Raw genomic sequence first — 20411 nt, 5'->3', positions numbered from 1 at the left:
TAAGCCACCCCGGAGTACGGCCGTTCATGCAATTCGACCACGCTGGCATCGCAACCGACGACGCCGACCCGCTCGCGGAACTGTTCGCCGACGCCTTCGAGACACCAGTCGTTCACGAGGAGACGTTCGATGGCCTGCAGGTGACGTTTCTAGATATGGGCAACGGCTACTTCGAACTGCTAGAACCGCTGCCAGACGCCGACGGCGCGATTCCGAGCTACCTCGACAGCAACGGGCCGGGCATCCATCACGTCGCGCTAGAAACCGACGACATCTCCGCCGCACTAGAGACAGTCAGTGCCTGTGGCATCGACCGCATAGACGAGGACCCGCGGCCGGGCGCGTGGGGCCACGACGTGGCCTTTCTCCATCCGAAGACGACCGGTGGCATACTCGTGGAATTAGTCGAACACTAATCGACATCCCGCCTCGGAGTCACTCGTCGTCAAGGAAGGCCGCAAACCGTTCCTCTGCTCCCGGTGTCAGGCGCTCTGGCGGGTCTGCGAACCACCCTGCGCCCATGAGTTCAGACTCGTCAACGTCGAGGGTCCCTTTCTTGTACTCCGCTTCGAGGTAGATATCTAGCGTGTGGACCGATCCCTGTGCGTCGGTGTCCGGATAGTACTTCGAGTGAACGACCTCCGCGACGCCGGTGACCGTACAGCGGATGCCGGTCTGTTCGTTGACACGGCGGACGGCGGTCCCTTGCACCGACTCGTACTCGTCCCCTTTGCCGCCACCCGGCAGCGCCCACATGTCAGCGCCACGGCCCAACACCAGCAGAACGCGGTCGCGGGTGTCCCCGGCGGCCTGCTCGGGTATCTGGTCGCTCAGCTCCGGGAAATCAGAGCCGTCACGGGTGACGAACACGACGCTGTTCCCCGAGTAGCCGGTCCCACGCGTCGCAGCGAACACGTCGGCGTACTCCTCGGGGGTTAGCTCGAAGGTTTCCCGGGTGACTGGAACCTCGTCGTAGGCCGCTTCCAGACTCGAAATACGCTCGTCGACGTTCGTCTGGTTGATCTTCTCCGTGAGGTTCGCGTCCCCAGTCCCCTGACCACTGGCGTCGTCAGTCATACGGGGTTGTACTCCGGGGCACCGATAAGTCCGGTGGTCCAGTCGATGAAAAAGAACTTGTATTCTGGTTGTCTCTTTTCGGACATGAAAGCAATTGTCCTCGCAGGCGGGTACGCCACCCGGCTCTGGCCAGTCACCAAGCACCGGCCCAAAATGCTGCTCCCCGTTGGTGAGACAACTGTCATCGATCGGATTCTCGGCGAATTAGAGGAGGACAGTCGCATTACGGACGTGTTTGTCAGCACGAACCAGCGCTTTGCCGACGACTTCCGGGACCACATCGCCGCGAGTAGCTTCGAGAAGCCGTCCCTGACCGTCGAGGAAACTGCCGAGGAGGACGAGAAGTTCGGCGTCGTCGGCGCGCTCGCCCAACTGGTCGACCGGGAAGGGCTCGGCGACGAGGACCTGCTCGTCATCGCTGGTGACAACCTCATCAGTTACGGCATCGACGAGTTCATCGACTACTTCGAGCAGTACGGCGACCCCACGCTAGCCGCCTACGACGTCGGGTCCCGCGAGAAAGCAAGCTCCTACGGCCTCATTGAACTGGACGGTGAAGAAGTCACAGACTTCCAAGAGAAGCCCGACGACCCCAACAGCACGCTCGTCTCGATTGCCTGCTACGCGTTCCCGGCCGACTCGATTCGCTTCGACGAGTACCTCGAAGACGGGAACAACCCCGACGAACCCGGCTGGTTCATCCAGTGGCTCGTCGACGACGGGTCGGTCCGCGCGTTCACGTTCGACGACGCTTGGTACGACATCGGAACGCCCGGAAGCTATCTGGAGGCCGTCGCGTGGGAACTCGACGGCGACAACGTCGTCGCAGAGGACGCCACCATCGAGAACACCACGCTCGGCGAGAACGTCCACGTCCTCTCGGGGGCTGAGATCGTCAACTCCAGCCTCGACCGGACCATTGTGTTCCCGGACACGACCATCCGTGATTCGGATGTCCGCGAGTCGATAATCGACCGCGACACGCAGGTCGAGGGTCTGGACCTAGCCGGTGCGCTCATCGGTGCACATACGCAGTTGACCGACGGCGATTAACCCCGCTTAGCCGTTTTGTCTCTCCTGATTACGCCAGCCATGCGTCCTCGACCTGCACCGTTCCACGGCTGCCGTCCCACTCCGTCTCGTACTCCAGTTCGATCCGGCGGTCCATGTGTGGCCCGTCGGTGACGAGCGTCTCGAACTCGCCGCCCTCTCCGAGGATGTGGACGCCGTACTCCTCGTTGAGCGCTTCCAGTTCGTCGAGCGCGTCGGCATCGAGCGTCCGGCCCAGCCACGACTCGTCGAGTCCGTACGCGGCCACCCGGATAATCCGTATCTCGAAGCCAGCGTCGAGCATCGCGTCGGCGAGGTCGCGTGGGTTCTCCTGCCACAGGGGCGCGAACACGTTCGCTTCAAGGCGGTCGGCCATCGATTCGATGCGAGTCGTCTGGTACTCGCTTTCGACCGCGCCGGCAGTGACGCCGGTGATGCCGCCGTCTAGTTCGGCGTCGAGGTCGCGGAGCGCGGCCTCAAGCGGTTCGAGTTCGGTGTCGCCCTGTGCGCCGGAATCAAGCACGTCATCGGCCTCGAAATCGTCGGGCTCGACTTCGACTAGTGGAATACCGATGCTCTCGGCGGCCAGTCGAGCCAGTCGAGTCGCCGGAACGTGGTACATATATGAGTCGCCCTCCGGGTGGACCGTCACCAAGTGTTCGACAGGGTGGCCTCGTTCCAGTGCCCGGTACAGCGCCCACGAAGAGTCTTTGCCGCCGGAGAACAGCGAAACCCACGCACCGTCAGTCATAGCCGCCGGTAGCCATCGACGGCGTAAATCGCTGTCTATTCTACCAGTTCGTCTTCGATATCGGTGTGGCTGACATAGGTCGCTACCCGGACGCCGATGAGGCTGATGAGGATCCCTGCGAGGATGAACAGCGCGAGGCGGGTCCCGGCCTCCAGCGTGAAGCCCTGCACTTGGACGATACTGAGGTTCGTCTCCGGCACCTGAAACGGCTCGAACACGCCGCCGCGTTCGAGGAAGTACGCAGAAAAGCCACGAACGACGAGGCCGACGGCGACCGCACCGAAGGGAAGGTTCACGTACGCGCCCCGGACCCCTTCTTGCTGGATGAGTTCGTCCAGTAGACGACCGAGCGAGGCGGCCAGCGCCGCGCCGGTCAGCCACGGGACGGACGCGAAAGCAAAGCGGTTCGCAAGCAGGAAGGGACTGATATCGCCGACCGCAGAAACGCCCAAAACGCCGGCGAAGATACCGACGAGCGAGAGGCCACCGGCGACGACGTAGGTCACGAGCGACACCTGCCCCGAATACAGGGCTTCGCGGGTCTGGCCGGGGAGTCGCGAAAGGTACGTGTCGATACCGAGCCCCTTGTAGATGAGGAACACGCCGATAGCGGCCGCGATAGCGCCGACAGCGATGGTCGGGCTGGTGACGACGAGCAACAGCGGGAACGCGAGCATGATGATCCCGACAGGAACTAGCACTGTCTTGCGCAGTTCCTCGTCGGCCAAGAACTGCTTGAGCAGGTAGTATGTCGATTCGATGTCACGAGCTTGGCGGACGACGACGCGGTCGACGGCGTCGACCTGAACGCGGCTCTCGATGATGGGGACCAGCCGCTCGTCGTCGGCGCTGTCGACGACGACGACCGCGGAATCGGGGTCGTGCTCGGCGACTAGATTGTCGATCTGGCTGGCGATCTCCCGGTCCGAGCCGACGCTGTCGCTCCCGCCACCGACGACGGCAAGCACCGGCGAGGACCCCTCAGCTTCGAGTTCGTCCGCGACTGCGAGCCCTTCGAGCAGGCAGTTGACCCGGCTGTCTTCCGGGTCAACGACTCCCGTCTGCGTGATGAGGGCCTCGACGGCGTCGCGGCCGACGACGGGACACGTCGCTGCGGCCGGACTGTCCCTGTCGATACACACCACCAGCGTGGTCACACTACCGCGAAGGCGGTCCCCGAATAAAAAACCTCCCGAGCTATCGCCGGAAGGAGAGGCCCTCAATGTCGCCATCGGCGACGCCAGCGATGCCCGCACCCAGCGCGAACGCGACCTGCTGTGCGCCCCCGCGGAGCTTGTTCGTCAGTCCGCGTTCAGGCTCGTACTCCTTGATTGTCACAGCCTCACCCAGCCGTTGCTCCAGACTTGCCTCAACGTCGTCCCGCGTTCCGAGCCGGTCGACGAGCCCGCGTTCTTCCGCCTCGTCACCGAGGAAGATTCGCGCTTCAGTATCCTTGAGCGTCTCGGCGTCCATCTCGCGGCCTTCGGCCACGGTGTCGACGAACTGGTCGTAGTAGTCGTCGACGATGCCCTGGAGGTACTCGCGCTCGTCCTCGGTCATTTCCTTCAGCGGGACGCCGGCGTCCTTGTACTCGCCGGCGGTGAATTGCTCGTAGGAGAGGCCGAGCCGGTCGGCCAGCTCCTTGGCGTTGACCCGGGAGCCGACGACGCCGATAGAGCCGACGATAGAGCCCTCACGCGCCCACAGTTCGTCACAGCCGGCGGCGATGTCGTAGCCGCCGCTGGCACAGACGTCCGTCGCGTAGGCGATGGTCGGGCCGTCGAACTGCTCGGCGGCGATGCGGATATCCTCGCTGGGAACGATTTCGCCCCCCGGCGTGTTCAGCTTCAGCATGAGTGCTTCCGAGCCGCGGTCGCTATCGGCCCGTTCGATCTGTTCAACGATGTTGTCGGCCGATGCACCGACTGGCGGACTGGTGATGCCGCCCCCGCCGTCTCGACTGATCGGTCCTTCGACGGCGACCTCCGCGACGTTGTGTGCCGGCAGCAGCGACCCGGCGATGTTGCCACCGATACGTACCGCACCGACGACGACGGCCAGCAGTAACAGGATGCCAAGCAGTTCCGCCAAGCTGTTCGGGACCGCAACGAACAGGTACCACGCCGCTATTGCCGCGACGATGCCGACGATTACGACCAGTAACCCACGAAGGATGTCGTCTGCGTCCGTCATTACTGATACATCCCGAGCGGCTGTGCGCTCGTGCTCTCCTCCTGATTCTCTTGGAGTTGCCGTGCGAGCTGTGCTTTTGCTCGGCCGATTTCTTCGGCTTGCTCGACCAGCGCCTCAGTGTCGACCTCGAAGTCGGCCAACGGGCTGATTGCCGTCTGCAGAAGGGCTCGAGCCGCTTCCGGGTCGGGGAATCGCTGGTCGGCTTCGACGATGAGTCCGATGCCCGTCAGCCCGACCCGCTGTGATTCGTGGATCAGCGCGCCGGTCGGCCCGGTGATCGCGCCGTTTTCCGAGGGCGGGTCCACGTTCGCGTCCGTCAGCATTGCCGCCCCGTCGCCGGTCGAGACGCCGTACACGTTCGGAACGCCGTCTTTCTCGGCAGGGCGACCGCTGAGGTAGATGGGCGTCGCGTCGTTGGCCTCGAACCAGCTGACCATACAGCCGGCGAACTCTTTTGCGCCGGAGGGTGAAATTGGCGCATCACTCTGGAGGACGAGCAGATCACGCTCTTCGTCCGCGTACAGCCGGACCGGTGGGCGAACCTCCGGGTCGTCCGTTCCGTACACGGCGATTTCTGGCAGTCCCTCGCAGTGGGCCGACGCGTAGTACTCCATGTCGTAGACGTCGACAAGATGGTCTGCAGCTATCTTGCCGACGAGTCCGACGCCCGGTAGCCCCTCGACCAGTGTTGGCGAATCGAGAGAAATGTCGTCGCGGTGGACCTGTATGTGTGCCATACCTCAGGTATCGGCCGCCGGCGGCTTGAAAGCCATGGGCCGGTGCTGTTCGAAACCCACAAACCGACCGCCAGCGAACGCCGGATAATGGAACCACTCGACCGCTACCGGCCCATCATCGACGACTACGAGGCGTTCATCGACGCGTGTGAACGCCCGCTGCCGTCGGCTGTGCGGGTCAATACCATCAAAGCCACCGTTCAGCGGGTCCGGACGGCGCTTGCGGAGGCGGACATCGCCTACGACCCTGTCGACTGGCACGACGGCCTGTTTGTCCTGCCCGAAGACTCTCCCGGCGCGAACTGGCCGTACTTCCACGGCTGGATTCACGGTCAGGAAGAGGTCTCGGTTATTCCGGCGACCGTACTCGATCCACAGCCCGGCGAGCGAGTCTGGGACGCCTGTGCAGCACCGGGCAGCAAGACGACCCAGCTCGCCGCGCTGATGGACGATACTGGCGAGGTCGTCGCGACGGACAACAACCTCGGGCGTATCTCGGCGCTGCGGACTAACACCGAGCGGTTGGGCGCAACGACGGTCGCCGTCACTCACGAGGACGGCCGCAATCACTCGCTCAAGCCCTTCGGCGGTGAGGGGTACGACCGCGCGCTCGTCGATGTCCCCTGTTCCTGTGAGGGGACCATCCGCAAGAACCCGGATACGCTGGAGGACTGGACGCTCTCTCACGTCGAAGGGATCTCGGGCGTGCAGAAAGGCATCCTCAAGCGGGCCGTCGAAGTGACCGAGCCCGGCGGCACTGTCGTGTACTCCACCTGCACGTTCGCCCCGGAGGAGAACGAAGCCGTACTGGACTACGTGCTCGACGAGGCGGCGTGTGAAATCGTGGACTACGACCTGCCGCTCAACCACGCGCCCGGTATCACCGAGTGGCGAGACGAGACCTACGACCCGAGCGTGACCAACGCCAAGCGCATCTACCCGCACCACAACGACACGGGCGGGTTCTTCTGTGCGAAACTGGAGGTCCCCGCAAAATGAGTGACCAGAGCACGGAGTTCACGCGGCTCCCCGAAACGGACGACGAGCGCGAAGACCCCGAACGAGCGACCCGTGCGGAAGTCCTCGATTTCTGGGCCGAACGCTTCGGTGTCCCGCCGGAGACCTTCGAGGGGTACACCTTCTGGGAACGCGGCGCTGGCAAACTGTGGCTGTATCAGGGCAGCCCGCCATCGCCAGTTGACATCGAGGGCCTAGGAATGACGTTCCTCCGGACGCGCCAAGAACACTGGAAGCCGACGCTGGAGGCTGTCCAGCGGTTCGGCGAGCACGCCAGCCAGAACGTCATCCACCTCGATGAGGACGCTGCCCGAGCGTTTGTGGCCGGCGAGGACCGGGAACTCGACTGGGACGGCGACTGGGGGTATCTGGTCGTCACCCACGACCTTGCTGGTGAGGCTGAACCGGTCGGCGTTGGTCTGTACGTCTATGGCGAACTCCGGTCACAGGTGCCGAAGGGCCGGCGTCGAGACGTTTGATTCGGCGGGACACCCATCCCGGCGAGAAGCGCTCAGCCACTGGAAGACTGTGTGGCCACCGTTCCCTGCATCGCGTACAACTCCGCGTATGTCCCCTCGCTGTCGAGTAGTTCGTCGTGGCTTCCCTGTTCTGTGACCTGCCCGTCCTCAACGGTGTAGATGCGGTCGGCGTTAGAGACGGTCGAGAGTCGGTGGGCGATTGCGATCACAGTCTGGTCCCCATCAAGCGTCTCGACTGTTCGATGGATTTGCCGTTCCAAGTTCGAGTCGAGGTCGCTGGTGGCTTCATCGAGCACGAGTATGTCTGCATCCATCAGCAGTGCGCGGGCCAGTGCGACCCGCTGGCGCTGTCCGCCGGACAGTTTCACGCCGTCATCGCCCAGCACCGTGCCGAGCCCTTGTGGGAGGTCATCGAGGAATTCGAGGACGAGGGCCTTTTTAGCGACTTCATAGAGCGTTTCCTCGGAGATATCCCGACCGACTGTGAGGTTGTACCGTAACGTGTCGTTGAAGATATGTGGGTCCTGTCGAACCATCGCGACAGCGTCACGCCACTCGTCGAGGGCATAGGTCGAAATCGGCGTCCCGTTCGCCAGAATATCACCGCTGTCTGGCACATACAGTCGAGTGAGCAGCGAAACGACTGTCGATTTACCACCACCGGACTCACCGACAATGCCGACGAACTCGCCTCGCTCGGCAGTCATCGAGAAGTCCGCAAGCACTGGCTCGTCCTCGTAGGCGAACGAGACATCCTCAAACACGATTTCCTCGATTCGGTCGGAGACTGGCTGCCCGCCAGTAGGCTCCTGCTGGGTTTCGAGGCGGTCGATGAACTGGTGGGTTCGAACCAGATGTGGTAGCTCCCCCTCGATAGCGTAAACGGTGGAGTTGAGCGAACTCAGTCGGGGCGCGAGTCGGAGCATCGCGAACAGGAATACGCCGAACTCTGCGATGGACAGCGCTCGGAAACTGATTGCAACGTAGACGAGCCCAAACAAGAGTAGCGAGACGAAGAGTCGATAGAGGCTTCCGATTGCGACCTGATTCCGGCGAACAGCGACACTGGTCGAGGTGTAGCGGTCGAGTATGGTCCGGAACTCGGCACGCAGTCCGTCGCGCATGCCGAACAGTTTCACCTCACGGATACCCTGCGTCCCAGCTTGTGTTGTCTCCTGCAGTTGTTCGTTTGCCGTCGCCACACGGTCGCCAACAGCGTACCCGGGTTCGATGCCGTATCTGATGAGCGCCGTGACGCCGCCGAGGGCGACAGCCGCACCGACTGCCAGCATCGGTGCGATAGCCAGCGCGATTCCGATGTACACCAGACAGAGGATGCCCTGCTGGAAGAACTGGATGATACGGCCGATAACACGGCCGGCGTACCGGGTCTGTGTCAGAATCGTATTCATGATGTCGTCAGACCCCTTGTCGTCGTAGTAGGCGACCGATGCGCCCATCGCCAGTTGGTAGGCCCGGTTTTTGAGGTCGCGTTCGTATGTCTGTGTGAGCTTCGCTGCGAGCCATTTCACGGTAAACGACGCCGTGAATCGGACGACCATCACAAAGGCGAGGCCGAGCAACAGGAATTCGAGTGTGAGCGGCAGTCCGGCAGCAGCGTACGCGGAAAGGAACTGGCCAGTGACGCCGTCCGCCTGAAGCGGGAGACCTTGCCCCGCCTGTGCGGCGTCGAGTATCGGAAACAGGAACGAGAGGCCAACGCCTTCCAGTAGCATGACAAAGAGGCTAGCGGCAACGATACTCCCCGTCAGACCCGGACGATACAGCGCAACGCGGCGCAATGATGCGTATCTCTCACTAACGGAGGGAGTATCAGTCATTGTTCCGGATGCGGGTTCTATGAATCATAGTTACCGACTCACTACGGTCGGGCAGTACAGGGCCGAAGGGAACGTTTACCGGCAGTAACGCTTGTGGCGGCGACGAAAAGAGGACATAACAAACCATGTGAGTATCGCCGATATCTGCATGGTAGCGATAGATTCCGGATCGGCTGTCGTCGCAACTGACGACTGTGTCACAACGACAATCGACGGCGAGGTCGTGCTGCTCAACAACAAGACGGGACGGTACCAAGGATTGTTGGGGGCCGGCCCGGATATCTGGGACCGGATTCAGGAACCGACGGAGCCAGCCGACATCGTCTCGGCGCTGGTCGAAGAGTACGATGTCGACAGCGACCGAGCGGCGACTGACGTGAAGCGATTTCTGGACACGCTTGCCGCGGAGCAACTCATCAAGGTTGATGCGAGCTCGACTCCGTGAGTTCAGGGCGTTGTCACGGGCGCAGAAACTGTTGCTCTGTGAAGCAGTGGTACTGATGGCTACGAGCAAAGTACTGCTTGCAGTCGCTGGGCTGGAGGACGCAGAGCGATATGTCGGCACAATTTCTCAGGCTCTCCCGTGTCATCGTCAGTCTGGGTCACCAGAGTCAGTACGCTGGGCAGTTCTGACAGCGGGATCGCGCCTTCCGGGCACCTACGATTGTCTCGACCGAGCACTCGCTGGTAGCACACTGCTGGTGGCCAACGATCTGCCACATTGTCTTCGCTTCGGCGTGGATACGCAATCCGATACCTTCGAGGCTCACGCTTGGATCGAGTCGAACGGTGATGTCCTTATTGGGGATGTCGCCGACTTTGAACGGTTTCGAACACTCACGGAACGAGAAGAACGTGGGTAACGGATAGTAAACGCCCTATTCTACAGAATCTCCACAGTAATACATACTATAACAAATACACTGATGTCTGAAACCAGAGGTGGGGGTAACCCATGAAGGAATACGAAACGCCGTCGGTCGAAACGTACGGAACTGTCGAAGAAAAGACGAACTGGTGGGACCACGACGACGGATACGGGAAGTGGAGCTAATATCCGCTGACGGTCCATACATCTAGCTGCTTTCTCTTTTTATCGACACTCGATAGTCTCCCTGTTCGGTGGAGACATCGCACCGGTTTCGTGCCTGCGTGTTGGAGTAGAGAGTGCATTCTTATCCACCACAGCAGTCAAGCGGTCTGGTATGAATCAGGGGTGTCGTCGACGGGGTGTGTCTCAGCATGGATGGAATCAATGGACAGCTACAAAGGGTGGACTCTAGCAGGATGGCGACGGCAAACACAGCTACGTATGAAGCCTTCGGGCTGACGGTCCGCTCTGCCTTCGACGTACCGGAACTTCCGCTCGCGGAGCCAGAGCCCGACGGGCGGGCCGACATCACTATCACTGAGGAGCGGATTCCTTGTCCACTGTCGGCTGACTCCAGTTCGACCTTTCACGCGGTAACTGAGCGCGAATACTACCTGTTATACGACGCCGCAACGGTCCGGATTCTCGACGGGAAGTCCATCGCGGTAGACCCGGCCTCGGACGTGCCAAGCGAAGTCCTCCGACACGTACTGGTCGGCCCGGCGTTGAACCACTTGCTGGATCAGCGAGGCTACTTCGTGCTGCACGCCAGTACCGTCAGCATCGACGGGCGCGCTGTGGCGTTTGTCGGGGAGTCAGGGGTCGGAAAAACGACAACTGCGATGGCCTGCCTGCTCAACGGACATCGTGTCCTGAGCGACGACGTAGCTGCGATAACGCTGGGCGATTCGGGGCCGGTCGTCCGGAGCGGCTACCCCTCGATGAAACTCGATCCGGAGGCGGTTGAAGCGTTTGACCCCCCTGTCGAACCACCAGAACAGGTCCATGGCGGGCGTCCTCGGCACTTCTACGGACTCAGGCACGACCAGCCCGCGACCCCAGTGCCGCTAGAACGCATCTACCTGCTCGAAGACGGCGAATCTATCGCAATGGAACCAGTCAGACCGGACGAGCAGGTCATGGCGCTCGTCGATAACACGTACACGCTGGGCGCGTTAGAAGCCGACGGCCAAGCTGTGTCCAATTTCAATGCCTGCGGGAAGATCGTTGAGATGACAGATATAAGACGACTCCGCCGGCCGCGAAATCTCGATACGCTTCCGGCTGTCGCAGCCAGCATTCAGGCTGATCTCGATAGTGACTCATGTTGACAAAGGTCGAACCCGAACTTCAGGTGGTGGCCAGCTGTGCTCATACCGCGACCGTCGCCAACGCTTCCCCTGACCCTCCCCCACTGGATACCACGCTAAACTGGGACCGCGTCGTTGAACTCGCCCGGTATCACGGCGTCGTACAACTCCTCTATGAGGGACTGGAAGCGATGGCACGCGAGAGCGGTGCTGAGTTTACCGTGCCAGAGGCCGTATTGACACGACTTAGCAACACAGTACAGGGAAGGCGGATGCGGAATCTCGCGTTCACGACCGAGCTACACGAAATAGTCGAGGGGTTCGAGACACGCGGGGTGCGCGCGATTCCGTTCAAAGGACCAGCGCTGTCCGCCGCCGCCTACGACGACGCAACGCTGCGTGAGTACAACGATCTAGACCTGCTCGTTCATCCAGAAGATATCCCCGTTGCTGCGGACGTTCTGGAAGAACGAGGATACGAGTGGCGCGGGGGGACGCCGCGGTTGGACGACGCTGCGCTGCTGGGCGGTCCCGTGACGAAAGCCATCGTCCACGAGTACGAGATGCGGGGGCCGGAGTTCGATGTGGAACTTCGCTGGCGCGTAGGCGACGCCGAACGACCGTTCTCCACATCCTTCAGTGAACTCTGGGACCGCCGCGACAGAGCCTCGGTCGGTGGCCAACCGCTTCCGGCGCTTGCACAAACAGACCGGCTGCTCGTGCTGGCCTTTCACGGAACCAAGCACCGCTGGTATCTCCTGAAATGGCTCTGTGATTTCGTTGCGGCGCTTGAGTCGACGGAAACGGACTGGTCACACGTCCTCGCTCGGGCGCGTGAAGCTGGCGTCGAACGGAACCTACTGCTGGGGGCTGCGCTCGCCCGTGTTGTCTTTGGGTATGCTCTCCCAGCGCCGATACTGGACCGCCTTCGCACGGACGACCGCGCCTCCGAATTAGCCGATTCCGTCGTCGAGTCGCTAGCTGCTGGGACGCCACAGCCGCCGACGCAGTTCGAGGCCGCTCGGTTTTACTTGGCTGCCAGCGATTCGGCCACTGCGCTGGTGCCGCTCCTGCTGTTACATTCCTCACTTCACCCGACTTACTCGGAGTACCAGTTTTGCCCGCTCCCCGGTCCAATGCATCCGCTGTACTACGTCATCTGGCCGTTCCGCCTCCTCCTCGAAACACCACAGTGGCCGGGACCGCGCTCCGAGGAGCAACGTGATGAACCGACCTGAACGACGGTCGCTCCATTCATTGCGGCGGTACTCTGCAGTATCTAGAATCGGATTCCACCACTGTTTCCCACAGGCGGCTCACTCCCGTAGCTGGATTGTCCCCTCGCCCAGTCCTTCCCAAGCGACCCGATATCCCAGTCGAGCGAGTGCGGCGCTGTCGTCAGCGATACCGTGCGACGACAGTCGGTCGGTCGCCGTCTCGTAGGCCATTCCGGGTTCGATTTGCTCGGCCAGTTCGTCCAGCACGGTAGGGGCAACTAACGTTCGGCCTACGCACTCGTGGTCCGGAAAGACCACCTCGTCCAGTGCATCCTCACTGACGCCGTACTCCGCGGCGAGGTCGGCGAGCGAGACAACCGGGGCGTCCGGTCGGAGTTCATCGGGGATCACCGCAGCGCTCTCGCGCACCAGTCGCTCCTCGTAGGGCCGCAACGCGTCCCGGACATCTTTCACTCTGACCGTGCCAGAGTACGGAATCGCACGGGTACCCGTCGCTTCGATTTCCTCGCCGACACCGAGCGACTCGTCGACGGCGACCAACATCTCGACAGCCTCCAGCGCGTCGAGGCGGGCGAGTTTCTTCTCGACGTACTCCGGCGTCCAGAACCCCATAATCTCGAAGAATATTCGGAAAGGTGCGTCGCCGTCGGTCCCGTCTGAACGTTCCCCACGTCCCGTCTCCCGAACGCCGGTATCAGCGCCGGGTCGCCACTCGAAGGCGAAGTCCGGGATGACGACGTGTTCGCCCGCCGCTAGGGGCTCCGGCTCGCGGATGAGGTCCCAGTCGAGATCCAGCGCACCGAACCGGCCAGCGAAGTCGGCTTCGACGCTGCTATCGTAGCTGACCTCGGTTACGGGCTCGACGCCGGGAACGGAGATATCCGCGTCCGAGAGCGTGAGTTCCTGCTCGGTGCCCCGGTCGTCGATGGTCGCCGTTAGCTCCCACTCATCTGCAGTTGCGACCGTTCGCAGAAGTCGAGCGAAGCGGGTGCCGTACCGTCGCGTGTTCGAAAACAGTGTGTCCGGGCCCGTGACGACTACCTCCCGACCGGCCTCCGTCCGGCGAATCTCGTACATCAGCCTGAGACGCTTGACCGCCGAGACGAGCGCCTTCGGGTCCGAGGAGCGGACCCGTACCTCGGTCGCGTCGAACAACGCTGTTTGTGCCAGCGAGAGGTTGTACTGGGTCCGTAGCACGGCCGGCCCCCATCGCGAGTCGACATCGGTGAGAATCTGGCGCGAGTCCCGGTCGGCGTACAGCGCGTCGGCCAGCGCCGCAGCGTCCGTACCGAAGTGGTCGGCCGCCCGGGCGAGTGTCCGCTCGCGCTCGGCCTCGGTCACGACGCCGATGTCCGCGGCGGCTTCGAACACCCGACGACGGGCGCGAACGGGGTCGACCGAAGCTTGTGTCTCGAATGTAGCCTCCCGCTCGACGAGTTTCGCCAGCCCGCGGACGAGCTTGAAATCGTCGGCTTCCCGTTCGACGTTCGCGAGTGCTGTCTCCAGCGTCTCGCGGGATTCGCCGACATGGCCCTGATAGACGCCGAGCACACGAGCCGCTAGTCGCTCTGCGCTGGCGTCGGCGAACTGCAGGTGATACCCGCCGCCGGCGCGGGACACCCGCAGCAGGTCTTTCGTCAGCACGCGCGTATTTCGGTCACGGAGCGACAAAAACACGGGGAGTCAGGGCGATCCTGACTCGACACGCTGAGATGGTCCCTCAACGATTTACTGTCCGCTATCTGCGACGCCTAGCGACCCGCTCTTCGGCAGTCTCCTCGGTCACGAGTTCGTACAGCAGTGCTCGCCCACCGTCGGCTTTCGGCCGGAGAATTCGGCCAAGTCGCTGCGTGAACTCCCGCTCTGAGCCGCTGCCCGAGAGGACGACGGCGACGTTCGCGTCGGGCACGTCTACTCCTTCATCGAGGACGTTTGCCGTCACGACCCGGGAGTAGGTCCCGTCGCGGAACCGCTCTAGAATCTCCCGGCGCTCGCTCGCTCCGGTTTCATGTGTTATCGCCGGGATGAGGAATTGCTCGGAGAGACGGTACACGAGGTCGGTGTGTGCGGTGAAGACGATAATCCGGTCCTCGCGGTGGCGGTCCAGAATCGTCGCCAGCCGGTCGACCTTCCGCTGGGCGTTCATCATCACCTCGCGAGCCCGCTGTTTCGCCAGCAGCGCCTCGCGAGCCGCCGGGTCGTTGCCCGAGCGTTTCACGAGTTCTTGATAGTCGCTGCCCGAGCGGAGCTGGATGTTCGACTGCTTGAGGTAGTCGGTGAAGGTCCCTTGGTGCTCCTCGTAGCGGTCCCGCTCGTCCGGCGTAAGTGATACCTCGATGCGCTTGATGTCGTAGTCCGCGAGGTGCTCGCCGGCCAAGTCGTCGACGCTGACTCGCTGGACGAGTGGCCCGACGAGGCCTTCGATGGCCTCGTGGGCTCCGTCCGGCCGCTCGAACGTCGCCGTCAGCCCGAGCCGTGCCGGGGCAGCGAGTAGCCGAGCAATGTCCTGATACCCTTCGCCACCGAGGTGATGGACTTCGTCAAAGACCACAAGTCCGAATCGGTCGCCGAGTTCGTCGGCCCGCAGATACGCCGAGTCGTACGTCGACACCGTGATGTCCTTGACGCGCTGTTCGCCCCCGCCCATGCGGCCGACCGGCTGGTCGAACTCCCGCTGTAGCTCGCGCTGCCACTGCTCCAGCAGATCGATGGTCGGGACCACGACCAGCGTCGGCGTCCCCAGCGCGACCATCGCCGCGATGCCGATGACGGTCTTGCCGCTCCCCGTCGGCAACTCCAGACAGCCCCTGTCATCGGCCTCGCGCCACGCATCGAGGGCCGACTGCTGGTACTCCCGGAGGTCGTACGTCGTCGAGAGTGACAGTGACGGGAGCGAACTGACGTGGTCTTCGTACGCCAGCCCGCGCTCCGCAAGGGCGGCCCGGAGGTCGGCGTACCGATAGGCCGGCGCTCGTCCGGTCTGGGAGCGCCGGTCGTACTCGATGCCGGGCAGATCCGACGGCGGGTCTCCCGACACGCGGATCGTCCCCGATTCGTACGTCAACTCCAGCACACCCCGAGGTTTGCCGGTCCGGCCGATAACGCTTTCGCGGGCCGTACCGCTGCGGGTATTATGTGGTGAACTAGCAGTACTGTTTACATCTACTCGCACCTAGTATTGGACTATGGACGATGCGCGCACGACACTGCTTGCCTTCCTGCTGTCGGTAGTGCTGACCCTCGCCGTGTTGCCGGCGGGCGTGGCAGGGACACAGACGGGACAGGACACATTGACCGTCGGCAAAGACGGGAGTGCTGACTACCGGTCGATACAGGCTGCCGTGGACGCCGCCAATAGCGGCGCTACCATCGAGGTCCGTCCGGGCACCTACTACGAAGAAGTCCGAATCAACGAGAGCATCACCATCGTCGCACCCGACCGGGCGATCCTTGACGGCTCGCGGTTCGTCAACGGGACCGGCGTCACGGTGGCCGGCACAGCCGAACCGAACGTCACCGGATTCACCGTGCGGAACTACCGCTTCGGCCTCGCGGCGAACGGAACCAGCGGCGACTGGACGCTCACCGACACGACGGTTATCGCTGCCAGCGTCGGTATCTACGCGCCGAATACGACTGGGAACTGGACTATTGAGGACACCGCCGTCGCCAGTACGACCTACAGCGGCGTGTTCGCCCGCGAGACCAGCGGTGACTGGACGATTCGCGACACCCGCTTCGTCGATGTCGGTGGCGACGGCGCTGATGTCCGTGGGTCTACGGGCGACTGGACGGTCGAAGCGGTGGTCGTCGACCGATCCGGCGCTGACGGCGTCGACGCCTCCGGGACAACCGGCGACTGGACGGTCCAGAACACGGAGGTCCGCCGTAGTGATACTGGCGTCAAAGCTATCGATAGCGGTGGCAACTGGACAGTGACCGATCTGACAGTCCACCGGAGCGACACCGGTCTCGTGACTGCCTTCTCGAGCGGGACATGGACACTAGAAGATTCCACTCTCGAAACCCGAGATATCGGGGTTTTCACCGCTCGCACAACCGGGGAATGGACTATCCAGAATACGACCATCGAAAGCCGGCAACAGGGAATCCACGCGGTCAAGACCAACGCGTCGTGGACTGTTTCTGATTCGACTATCTCCGTGACCGCCGAGCAGAATGCTATCGGTGTCGATGTCCGGTCAGCGAGCGAGGGGTGGTCGCTTGACGAAGTGACCATCGACAGCGCCGGTATCGAAGTCGCCGAGTAATGGTGACGCGCTGGCATCGCGTTCCCCGTCACGGGATGTCACTTCGTCACCAAAGCGAAGCCCTTAATTAAAACACCCTCTTCTGACGGAGTACGGGACCGTGGGGTAGCGGTATCCTCGGCGGATGGGGTCCGTCGGACCTGAGTTCGAATCTCGGCGGTCCCACTTCAACTTCTGTAAAACCTGATCAGACAGCGACGGCATTCCTTCGCTGGACTGGGTGCTAGGTCAAGCGAACCGAGGCGGACGCGAATAGACTACAGCGAGAGGGGACTATAGCCGGGGCTGGAAGTGGAAACAAGTGTCGCGTAGCCGTAACGGTGTGAAACCGATTTCCTCTACACTTTTGTGACGCCGATAGCAAGCGGGGGTATGGGAAAGGCAAACGACGTAGACTACGCTGACCTGCACGACCCGAACGCAGAGTACACGATGCGGGAGCTCTCCGCGGAGACGATGGGCGTTACCGCCAAACGCGGCGGCGGCCGCGACGTGGAGATTACCGACGTGCAGACGACGATGGTCGACGGGAACTTCCCGTGGACGCTCGTCCGAATATACACTGACGCAGGCATCGTCGGCACGGGCGAGGCCTACTGGGGCGCTGGCGTCCCGGAACTCATCGAACGGATGAAGCCGTTCGTCGTCGGCGAGAACCCGCTGGACATCGACCGCCTCTACGAGCACCTCATCCAGAAGATGAGCGGCGAGGGCAGTGTCGAGGGCGTCACCGTCACCGCTATCGCTGGCATCGAGGTCGCGCTGCACGATCTCGCGGGCAAAATCCTCGAAGTCCCGGCCTACCAGCTGCTCGGTGGCAAGTACCGCGACGAGATGCGCGTGTACTGTGACTGCCACACCGAGGAGGAGGCCGACCCCGAGGCCTGTGCCGATGAGGCCCGCCGCGTCGTCGACGAGCTGGGTTACGACGCGCTGAAGTTCGACCTCGACGTGCCGAGCGGGCTGGAGAAGGACCGCGCGAACCGCCACCTCCGCCCGGGCGAAATCCGCCACAAGGCCGAGATCGTCGAGAAAGTCACCGAGGAGGTCAAAGACGAGGCCGACGTGGCCTTCGACTGTCACTGGACGTTCTCGGGGAGCTCTGGCAAGCGCCTCGCTGATGCCATCGAGGAGTACGACGTCTGGTGGCTCGAAGACCCCGTCCCACCGGAGAACCTCGAAGTGCAGGAGGAAGTCACCAAGTCCACAACCACGCCGATCACTGTCGGCGAGAACCGCTACCGTGTCACCGAGGAGCGACGGCTCATCGAGAATCAGGCCGTCGACATGATCGCGCCGGATATGCCGAAAGTCGGCGGGATGCGCGAGACGCGCAAGGTCGCCGATGTGGCGAACCAGTACTACATCCCGGTCGCGATGCACAACGTCTCCTCGCCGATTGCGACGATGGCGAGCGCACACGTCGGGGCCTCGGTCCCGAACTCACTGGCCGTGGAGTACCACTCCTACGAGCTCGGCTGGTGGGATGACCTCGTCGAGGAGACTGTCATCGAGGACGGCTACATCGAGATTCCCGAAGAACCGGGCCTCGGCCTCACCCTCGATCTCGACGCCGTCGAAGAACACGTCGTCGAGGGCGACACCGTCTTCGACGAAGCGTAACGTCCGACCACCCATTTGGTGTTGACTGGGGCGGCACCGGGTGACGTGGTGGTCACCCGATACCGGAACGGCGACACGGTTACACCGTTTCGAACTCGACGCCGGTGATCTCGAAGCGAGCACCGCCGTCGTCGCTTTCTGTGGCCGCTACCGACCAGCCGTGGGTATCGACGATTTCGTCGACAATCCGGAGCCCGAATCCGGAGCCCGAAGCCAGCGAGTAGCCACCCTCGAACACCGTCTCGCGCTCGTCCGACGGTATCCCAACGCCGTCGTCGGCCACGTAGAAGCCGTCGTCCAGTTCGCCGACAGTTAGCGTCAGGTCGGCCGCCGCTCCCTGTGACTGTACTGTCGAGGTTGCCGCACGCTGCTCCCCAGTGTCTTCCTGTCTCTCGGTGTGTGGCGTCTGTCCATGTTCCACACTGTTCCGGATGAGGTTCTCAAACAGTTGCCGGAGCCGGCTCGGGTCTGCTCGGATCACGGCGGCGGTCCGTAGCTCCAGCGTTGCGCCGCCGGTTTCGACGGTTTGCCAGCACTGTTCGATGATTGTCTGGAGCGGCACCGGCTCGTTGTCGAGCGCTGCCTCGCCGTTCTGGGCCAGCGTCAGGAGGTCTTCGATTAGCTGTCCGATGCGGTCGTGAGATCGCTTGATCGCATCGAGATGCTCGCTATCGTGGTCTCTCTGTGCGAGTTCTAGCTGGCCCCGGGCAACGTCTAGAGGATTCCGGAGATCGTGACTGACGACGCTGGCGAACTCTTCGAGGCGCTCGTTTTGCCGTTCAAGCGCCTGCTGGCGGCTGTCGCGGTCGGAGATATCCCGCCCGATACCGGCCACGCCGGGAGTCGAGCCGTCAGCAGCCGGTACCCGGCTGCCGGTGAATTCGTACCGAACGGTCGATCCACCGGCGGTCAGCAGGTCGGCTTCGAACGATGTTTCACCGGTCTCGAAAGCCGTTTCGATACGGTTGCGAATGTTCTCACGATCAGATGGAGCAAAGAGCGCTGCCAGCTCCATCTGTGCCAAATCAGCGTCTGCGTAGCCGGTGGCTGCCGCCAGTGCATCATTCCAACGAGCCAGACCGCCGTTCTCGTCGAGTTCATAGAACAGATCCGGTACTGCATCAACCGGCGCGTCGGGGCTCTCTCGTTTCGCGACACGCTCGGATTCGCGTCGCTTCCGCTCGGTGATGTCACGTGAGGCACCGACGATTCTGGTGACTGTGCCGTCCTCGACAATCGGTTGCGCCTCGGCCCGTACCCAGCGCTGGTCGTCGTCGGGCCGGGTGATGCGGAATTCGAGCTCGACGGACTCGCCCGCCGACACGCGCTGCATCGCTTGGACGACCCTGTCCTGATCTGTCGGATGAATCGCCGTCATGAACTCCGCGGGGTTGGCCTGCAAGGACTCGACGGAGCGGCCGTAGATGGTTTCGTATGCCGAGTTGACGAACTGTATCTCGGTCCAGTCCCCGGAGAACACCCACAGCAGTTCGTTGGACTGTTCGGTTAGCTCTGTGAGCCGCTGTCTGGTCCGGCTGGCGGTTTCTGTCGACTGGTGATGTTCGACGAGCAATCGAATCCGATTGGCGAGGAGGTCGCCACACCCGACAGCCGTGTCTCTGCTGAAAACGTCAGTGACTCCGTTCGAGACTGCGTCACTGGCAACGGATTCCGACTCGGTCAGCAACAGTACCGGAACATTGCTGTCCCGTTCGCGGACCGCGTCGACAAACGCACAGCCGGACCGGTCCGGGAGGTCGTCCGCGGCGACGATACCATCGATAGTGTTGTCTTCGAGGCGTGCAAGCGCACTGTCAGCCCGGTCAGTCGTGGTCAGTGTCAGCGAGTCCGGACTCTCCCCGTCCGGGAACTCGACGGGTTCGTCGAGTAGCGGGGTGTCGTCGACCTGCAACACGTGTATCGAGTCCGCCGTCGCATATGTGTCAGCCATCT

At 62.6% G+C, this 20411-nt stretch carries 19 protein-coding genes and 1 tRNA gene; 11 read left to right on the top strand and 9 right to left on the bottom strand.

The features are described 5' to 3' along the window. The first annotated feature begins 26 nt into the window (after window positions 1-26). Window positions 27-416, top strand: coding sequence for a methylmalonyl-CoA epimerase (mce, locus tag Har1129_RS02620; protein WP_151099243.1), 390 nt, complete (start codon window positions 27-29; stop codon window positions 414-416). A gap of 19 nt (window positions 417-435) precedes the next feature. Here the strand turns inward: mce and Har1129_RS02615 are convergent, their stop codons facing one another. After that, window positions 436-1077 carry an NUDIX hydrolase gene (locus tag Har1129_RS02615; protein WP_151099242.1) on the bottom strand — a complete coding sequence of 214 codons (642 nt, stop codon included), beginning with the start codon at window positions 1075-1077 and terminating at the stop codon, window positions 436-438. 84 nt (window positions 1078-1161) lie between these two features. On the opposite strand from Har1129_RS02615, the gene Har1129_RS02610 reads away from it, so the two are divergent. After that, a complete protein-coding gene (locus tag Har1129_RS02610) occupies window positions 1162-2130 on the top strand; it encodes a sugar phosphate nucleotidyltransferase (RefSeq protein ID WP_151099241.1) in 969 nt (322 codons plus the stop codon). A gap of 28 nt (window positions 2131-2158) precedes the next feature. Here the strand turns inward: Har1129_RS02610 and Har1129_RS02605 are convergent, their stop codons facing one another. The 4 genes from Har1129_RS02605 to Har1129_RS02590 are packed head-to-tail and all read right to left on the bottom strand — an operon-like array spanning window position 2159 to window position 5808. Beyond that, on the bottom strand, window positions 2159-2878 hold the full coding sequence (locus Har1129_RS02605; RefSeq protein ID WP_151099240.1) for a diphthine--ammonia ligase: 720 nt from the start codon (window positions 2876-2878) through the stop codon (window positions 2159-2161). 35 nt (window positions 2879-2913) lie between these two features. Next, entirely contained in the window at window positions 2914-4035 is a 1122-nt protein-coding gene (locus Har1129_RS02600; protein WP_151099239.1) for a DUF373 family protein, read from the bottom strand. A 40-nt stretch (window positions 4036-4075) separates the two neighbouring features. After that, entirely contained in the window at window positions 4076-5071 is a 996-nt protein-coding gene (gene sppA, locus Har1129_RS02595) for a signal peptide peptidase SppA (RefSeq protein WP_151099238.1), read from the bottom strand. Next, window positions 5071-5808, bottom strand: a complete 738-nt coding sequence (locus Har1129_RS02590) for a proteasome assembly chaperone family protein (protein WP_151099237.1) — start codon at window positions 5806-5808, stop codon at window positions 5071-5073. The genes sppA and Har1129_RS02590 overlap by 1 nt, the downstream gene beginning before the upstream one ends. An 87-nt stretch (window positions 5809-5895) precedes the next feature. Between Har1129_RS02590 and Har1129_RS02585 the strand changes: the two genes are divergently transcribed. Together Har1129_RS02585 and Har1129_RS02580 are read left to right on the top strand one after the other, a co-directional pair. Then, window positions 5896-6807, top strand: coding sequence for an RsmB/NOP family class I SAM-dependent RNA methyltransferase (locus Har1129_RS02585; protein ID WP_151099236.1), 912 nt, complete (start codon window positions 5896-5898; stop codon window positions 6805-6807). Beyond that, entirely contained in the window at window positions 6804-7304 is a 501-nt protein-coding gene (locus Har1129_RS02580) for a hypothetical protein (RefSeq protein ID WP_151099235.1), read from the top strand. The genes Har1129_RS02585 and Har1129_RS02580 overlap by 4 nt, the downstream gene beginning before the upstream one ends. A gap of 32 nt (window positions 7305-7336) precedes the next feature. Here the strand turns inward: Har1129_RS02580 and Har1129_RS02575 are convergent, their stop codons facing one another. Further along, complete coding sequence (locus Har1129_RS02575; RefSeq protein ID WP_151099234.1) at window positions 7337-9145, bottom strand: ABC transporter ATP-binding protein; 1809 nt, start codon at window positions 9143-9145, stop codon at window positions 7337-7339. A gap of 127 nt (window positions 9146-9272) precedes the next feature. On the opposite strand from Har1129_RS02575, the gene Har1129_RS02570 reads away from it, so the two are divergent. The 4 genes from Har1129_RS02570 (at window position 9273) to Har1129_RS02555 (ending at window position 12564) form a co-directional block, all read left to right on the top strand. Next, a complete protein-coding gene (locus Har1129_RS02570; protein WP_225307724.1) occupies window positions 9273-9590 on the top strand; it encodes a PqqD family peptide modification chaperone in 318 nt (105 codons plus the stop codon). Further along, on the top strand, window positions 9571-10008 hold the full coding sequence (locus Har1129_RS02565) for a lasso peptide biosynthesis B2 protein (RefSeq protein WP_151099233.1): 438 nt from the start codon (window positions 9571-9573) through the stop codon (window positions 10006-10008). The genes Har1129_RS02570 and Har1129_RS02565 overlap by 20 nt, the downstream gene beginning before the upstream one ends. A gap of 424 nt (window positions 10009-10432) precedes the next feature. After that, window positions 10433-11347, top strand: a complete 915-nt coding sequence (locus Har1129_RS02560; protein WP_151099232.1) for a hypothetical protein — start codon at window positions 10433-10435, stop codon at window positions 11345-11347. Beyond that, window positions 11341-12564 (top strand): nucleotidyltransferase family protein, encoded by a 1224-nt coding sequence (locus tag Har1129_RS02555; protein WP_151099231.1) that lies wholly within the window; start codon window positions 11341-11343, stop codon window positions 12562-12564. Before Har1129_RS02560 ends, Har1129_RS02555 begins: the two co-directional genes overlap by 7 nt. Before the next feature lie 78 nt (window positions 12565-12642). On the opposite strand, the gene Har1129_RS02550 is transcribed toward Har1129_RS02555, so the two are convergent. Beyond that, window positions 12643-14208 carry a DUF790 family protein gene (locus Har1129_RS02550; RefSeq protein ID WP_151099230.1) on the bottom strand — a complete coding sequence of 522 codons (1566 nt, stop codon included), beginning with the start codon at window positions 14206-14208 and terminating at the stop codon, window positions 12643-12645. Window positions 14209-14302: 94 nt separating this feature from the next. Further along, the gene (locus Har1129_RS02545) at window positions 14303-15637 is read right to left on the bottom strand and encodes a DEAD/DEAH box helicase family protein (protein WP_151099229.1); all 1335 of its coding nucleotides are present in this window, start codon (window positions 15635-15637) and stop codon (window positions 14303-14305) included. Window positions 15638-15749: 112 nt separating this feature from the next. On the opposite strand from Har1129_RS02545, the gene Har1129_RS02540 reads away from it, so the two are divergent. From Har1129_RS02540 to Har1129_RS02530, 3 genes are all read left to right on the top strand, one after another. After that, the gene (locus Har1129_RS02540) at window positions 15750-16835 is read left to right on the top strand and encodes a nitrous oxide reductase family maturation protein NosD (protein WP_151099228.1); all 1086 of its coding nucleotides are present in this window, start codon (window positions 15750-15752) and stop codon (window positions 16833-16835) included. A 94-nt stretch (window positions 16836-16929) separates the two neighbouring features. Then, window positions 16930-17000, top strand: a tRNA-Pro gene (locus Har1129_RS02535). A 207-nt stretch (window positions 17001-17207) separates the two neighbouring features. After that, window positions 17208-18458 (top strand): mandelate racemase/muconate lactonizing enzyme family protein, encoded by a 1251-nt coding sequence (locus tag Har1129_RS02530; RefSeq protein WP_151099227.1) that lies wholly within the window; start codon window positions 17208-17210, stop codon window positions 18456-18458. Between the two features lie 79 nt (window positions 18459-18537). On the opposite strand, the gene Har1129_RS02525 is transcribed toward Har1129_RS02530, so the two are convergent. Continuing rightward, complete coding sequence (locus tag Har1129_RS02525) at window positions 18538-20409, bottom strand: PAS domain S-box protein (protein ID WP_151099226.1); 1872 nt, start codon at window positions 20407-20409, stop codon at window positions 18538-18540. Between the last annotated feature and the right edge of the window lie 2 nt (window positions 20410-20411).

Origin of the sequence: Haloarcula sp. CBA1129 (assembly GCF_008729015.1) — an archaeon.
Classification (GTDB): Archaea; Halobacteriota; Halobacteria; order Halobacteriales; family Haloarculaceae; genus Haloarcula.
The sequence above is the reverse complement of the archived record's forward strand: the minus strand, read 5'-3'. Positions and strand labels throughout refer to the sequence as shown.

Bases quoted from the DNA above. Each gene is read 5' to 3' on its own strand.
- mce (WP_151099243.1), top strand. From the start codon at position 27: ATGCAATTCGACCACGCTGGCATCGCAACCGACGACGCCGACCCGCTC.
- Har1129_RS02615 (WP_151099242.1), bottom strand. From the start codon at position 1,077: ATGACTGACGACGCCAGTGGTCAGGGGACTGGGGACGCGAACCTCACG.
- Har1129_RS02610 (WP_151099241.1), top strand. From the start codon at position 1,162: ATGAAAGCAATTGTCCTCGCAGGCGGGTACGCCACCCGGCTCTGGCCA.
- Har1129_RS02605 (WP_151099240.1), bottom strand. From the start codon at position 2,878: ATGACTGACGGTGCGTGGGTTTCGCTGTTCTCCGGCGGCAAAGACTCT.
- sppA (WP_151099238.1), bottom strand. From the start codon at position 5,071: ATGACGGACGCAGACGACATCCTTCGTGGGTTACTGGTCGTAATCGTC.
- Har1129_RS02590 (WP_151099237.1), bottom strand. From the start codon at position 5,808: ATGGCACACATACAGGTCCACCGCGACGACATTTCTCTCGATTCGCCA.
- Har1129_RS02585 (WP_151099236.1), top strand. From the start codon at position 5,896: ATGGAACCACTCGACCGCTACCGGCCCATCATCGACGACTACGAGGCG.
- Har1129_RS02580 (WP_151099235.1), top strand. From the start codon at position 6,804: ATGAGTGACCAGAGCACGGAGTTCACGCGGCTCCCCGAAACGGACGAC.
- Har1129_RS02575 (WP_151099234.1), bottom strand. From the start codon at position 9,145: ATGACTGATACTCCCTCCGTTAGTGAGAGATACGCATCATTGCGCCGC.
- Har1129_RS02565 (WP_151099233.1), top strand. From the start codon at position 9,571: ATGCGAGCTCGACTCCGTGAGTTCAGGGCGTTGTCACGGGCGCAGAAA.
- Har1129_RS02560 (WP_151099232.1), top strand. From the start codon at position 10,433: ATGGCGACGGCAAACACAGCTACGTATGAAGCCTTCGGGCTGACGGTC.
- Har1129_RS02555 (WP_151099231.1), top strand. From the start codon at position 11,341: ATGTTGACAAAGGTCGAACCCGAACTTCAGGTGGTGGCCAGCTGTGCT.
- Har1129_RS02540 (WP_151099228.1), top strand. From the start codon at position 15,750: ATGGACGATGCGCGCACGACACTGCTTGCCTTCCTGCTGTCGGTAGTG.
- Har1129_RS02530 (WP_151099227.1), top strand. From the start codon at position 17,208: ATGGGAAAGGCAAACGACGTAGACTACGCTGACCTGCACGACCCGAAC.
- Har1129_RS02525 (WP_151099226.1), bottom strand. From the start codon at position 20,409: ATGGCTGACACATATGCGACGGCGGACTCGATACACGTGTTGCAGGTC.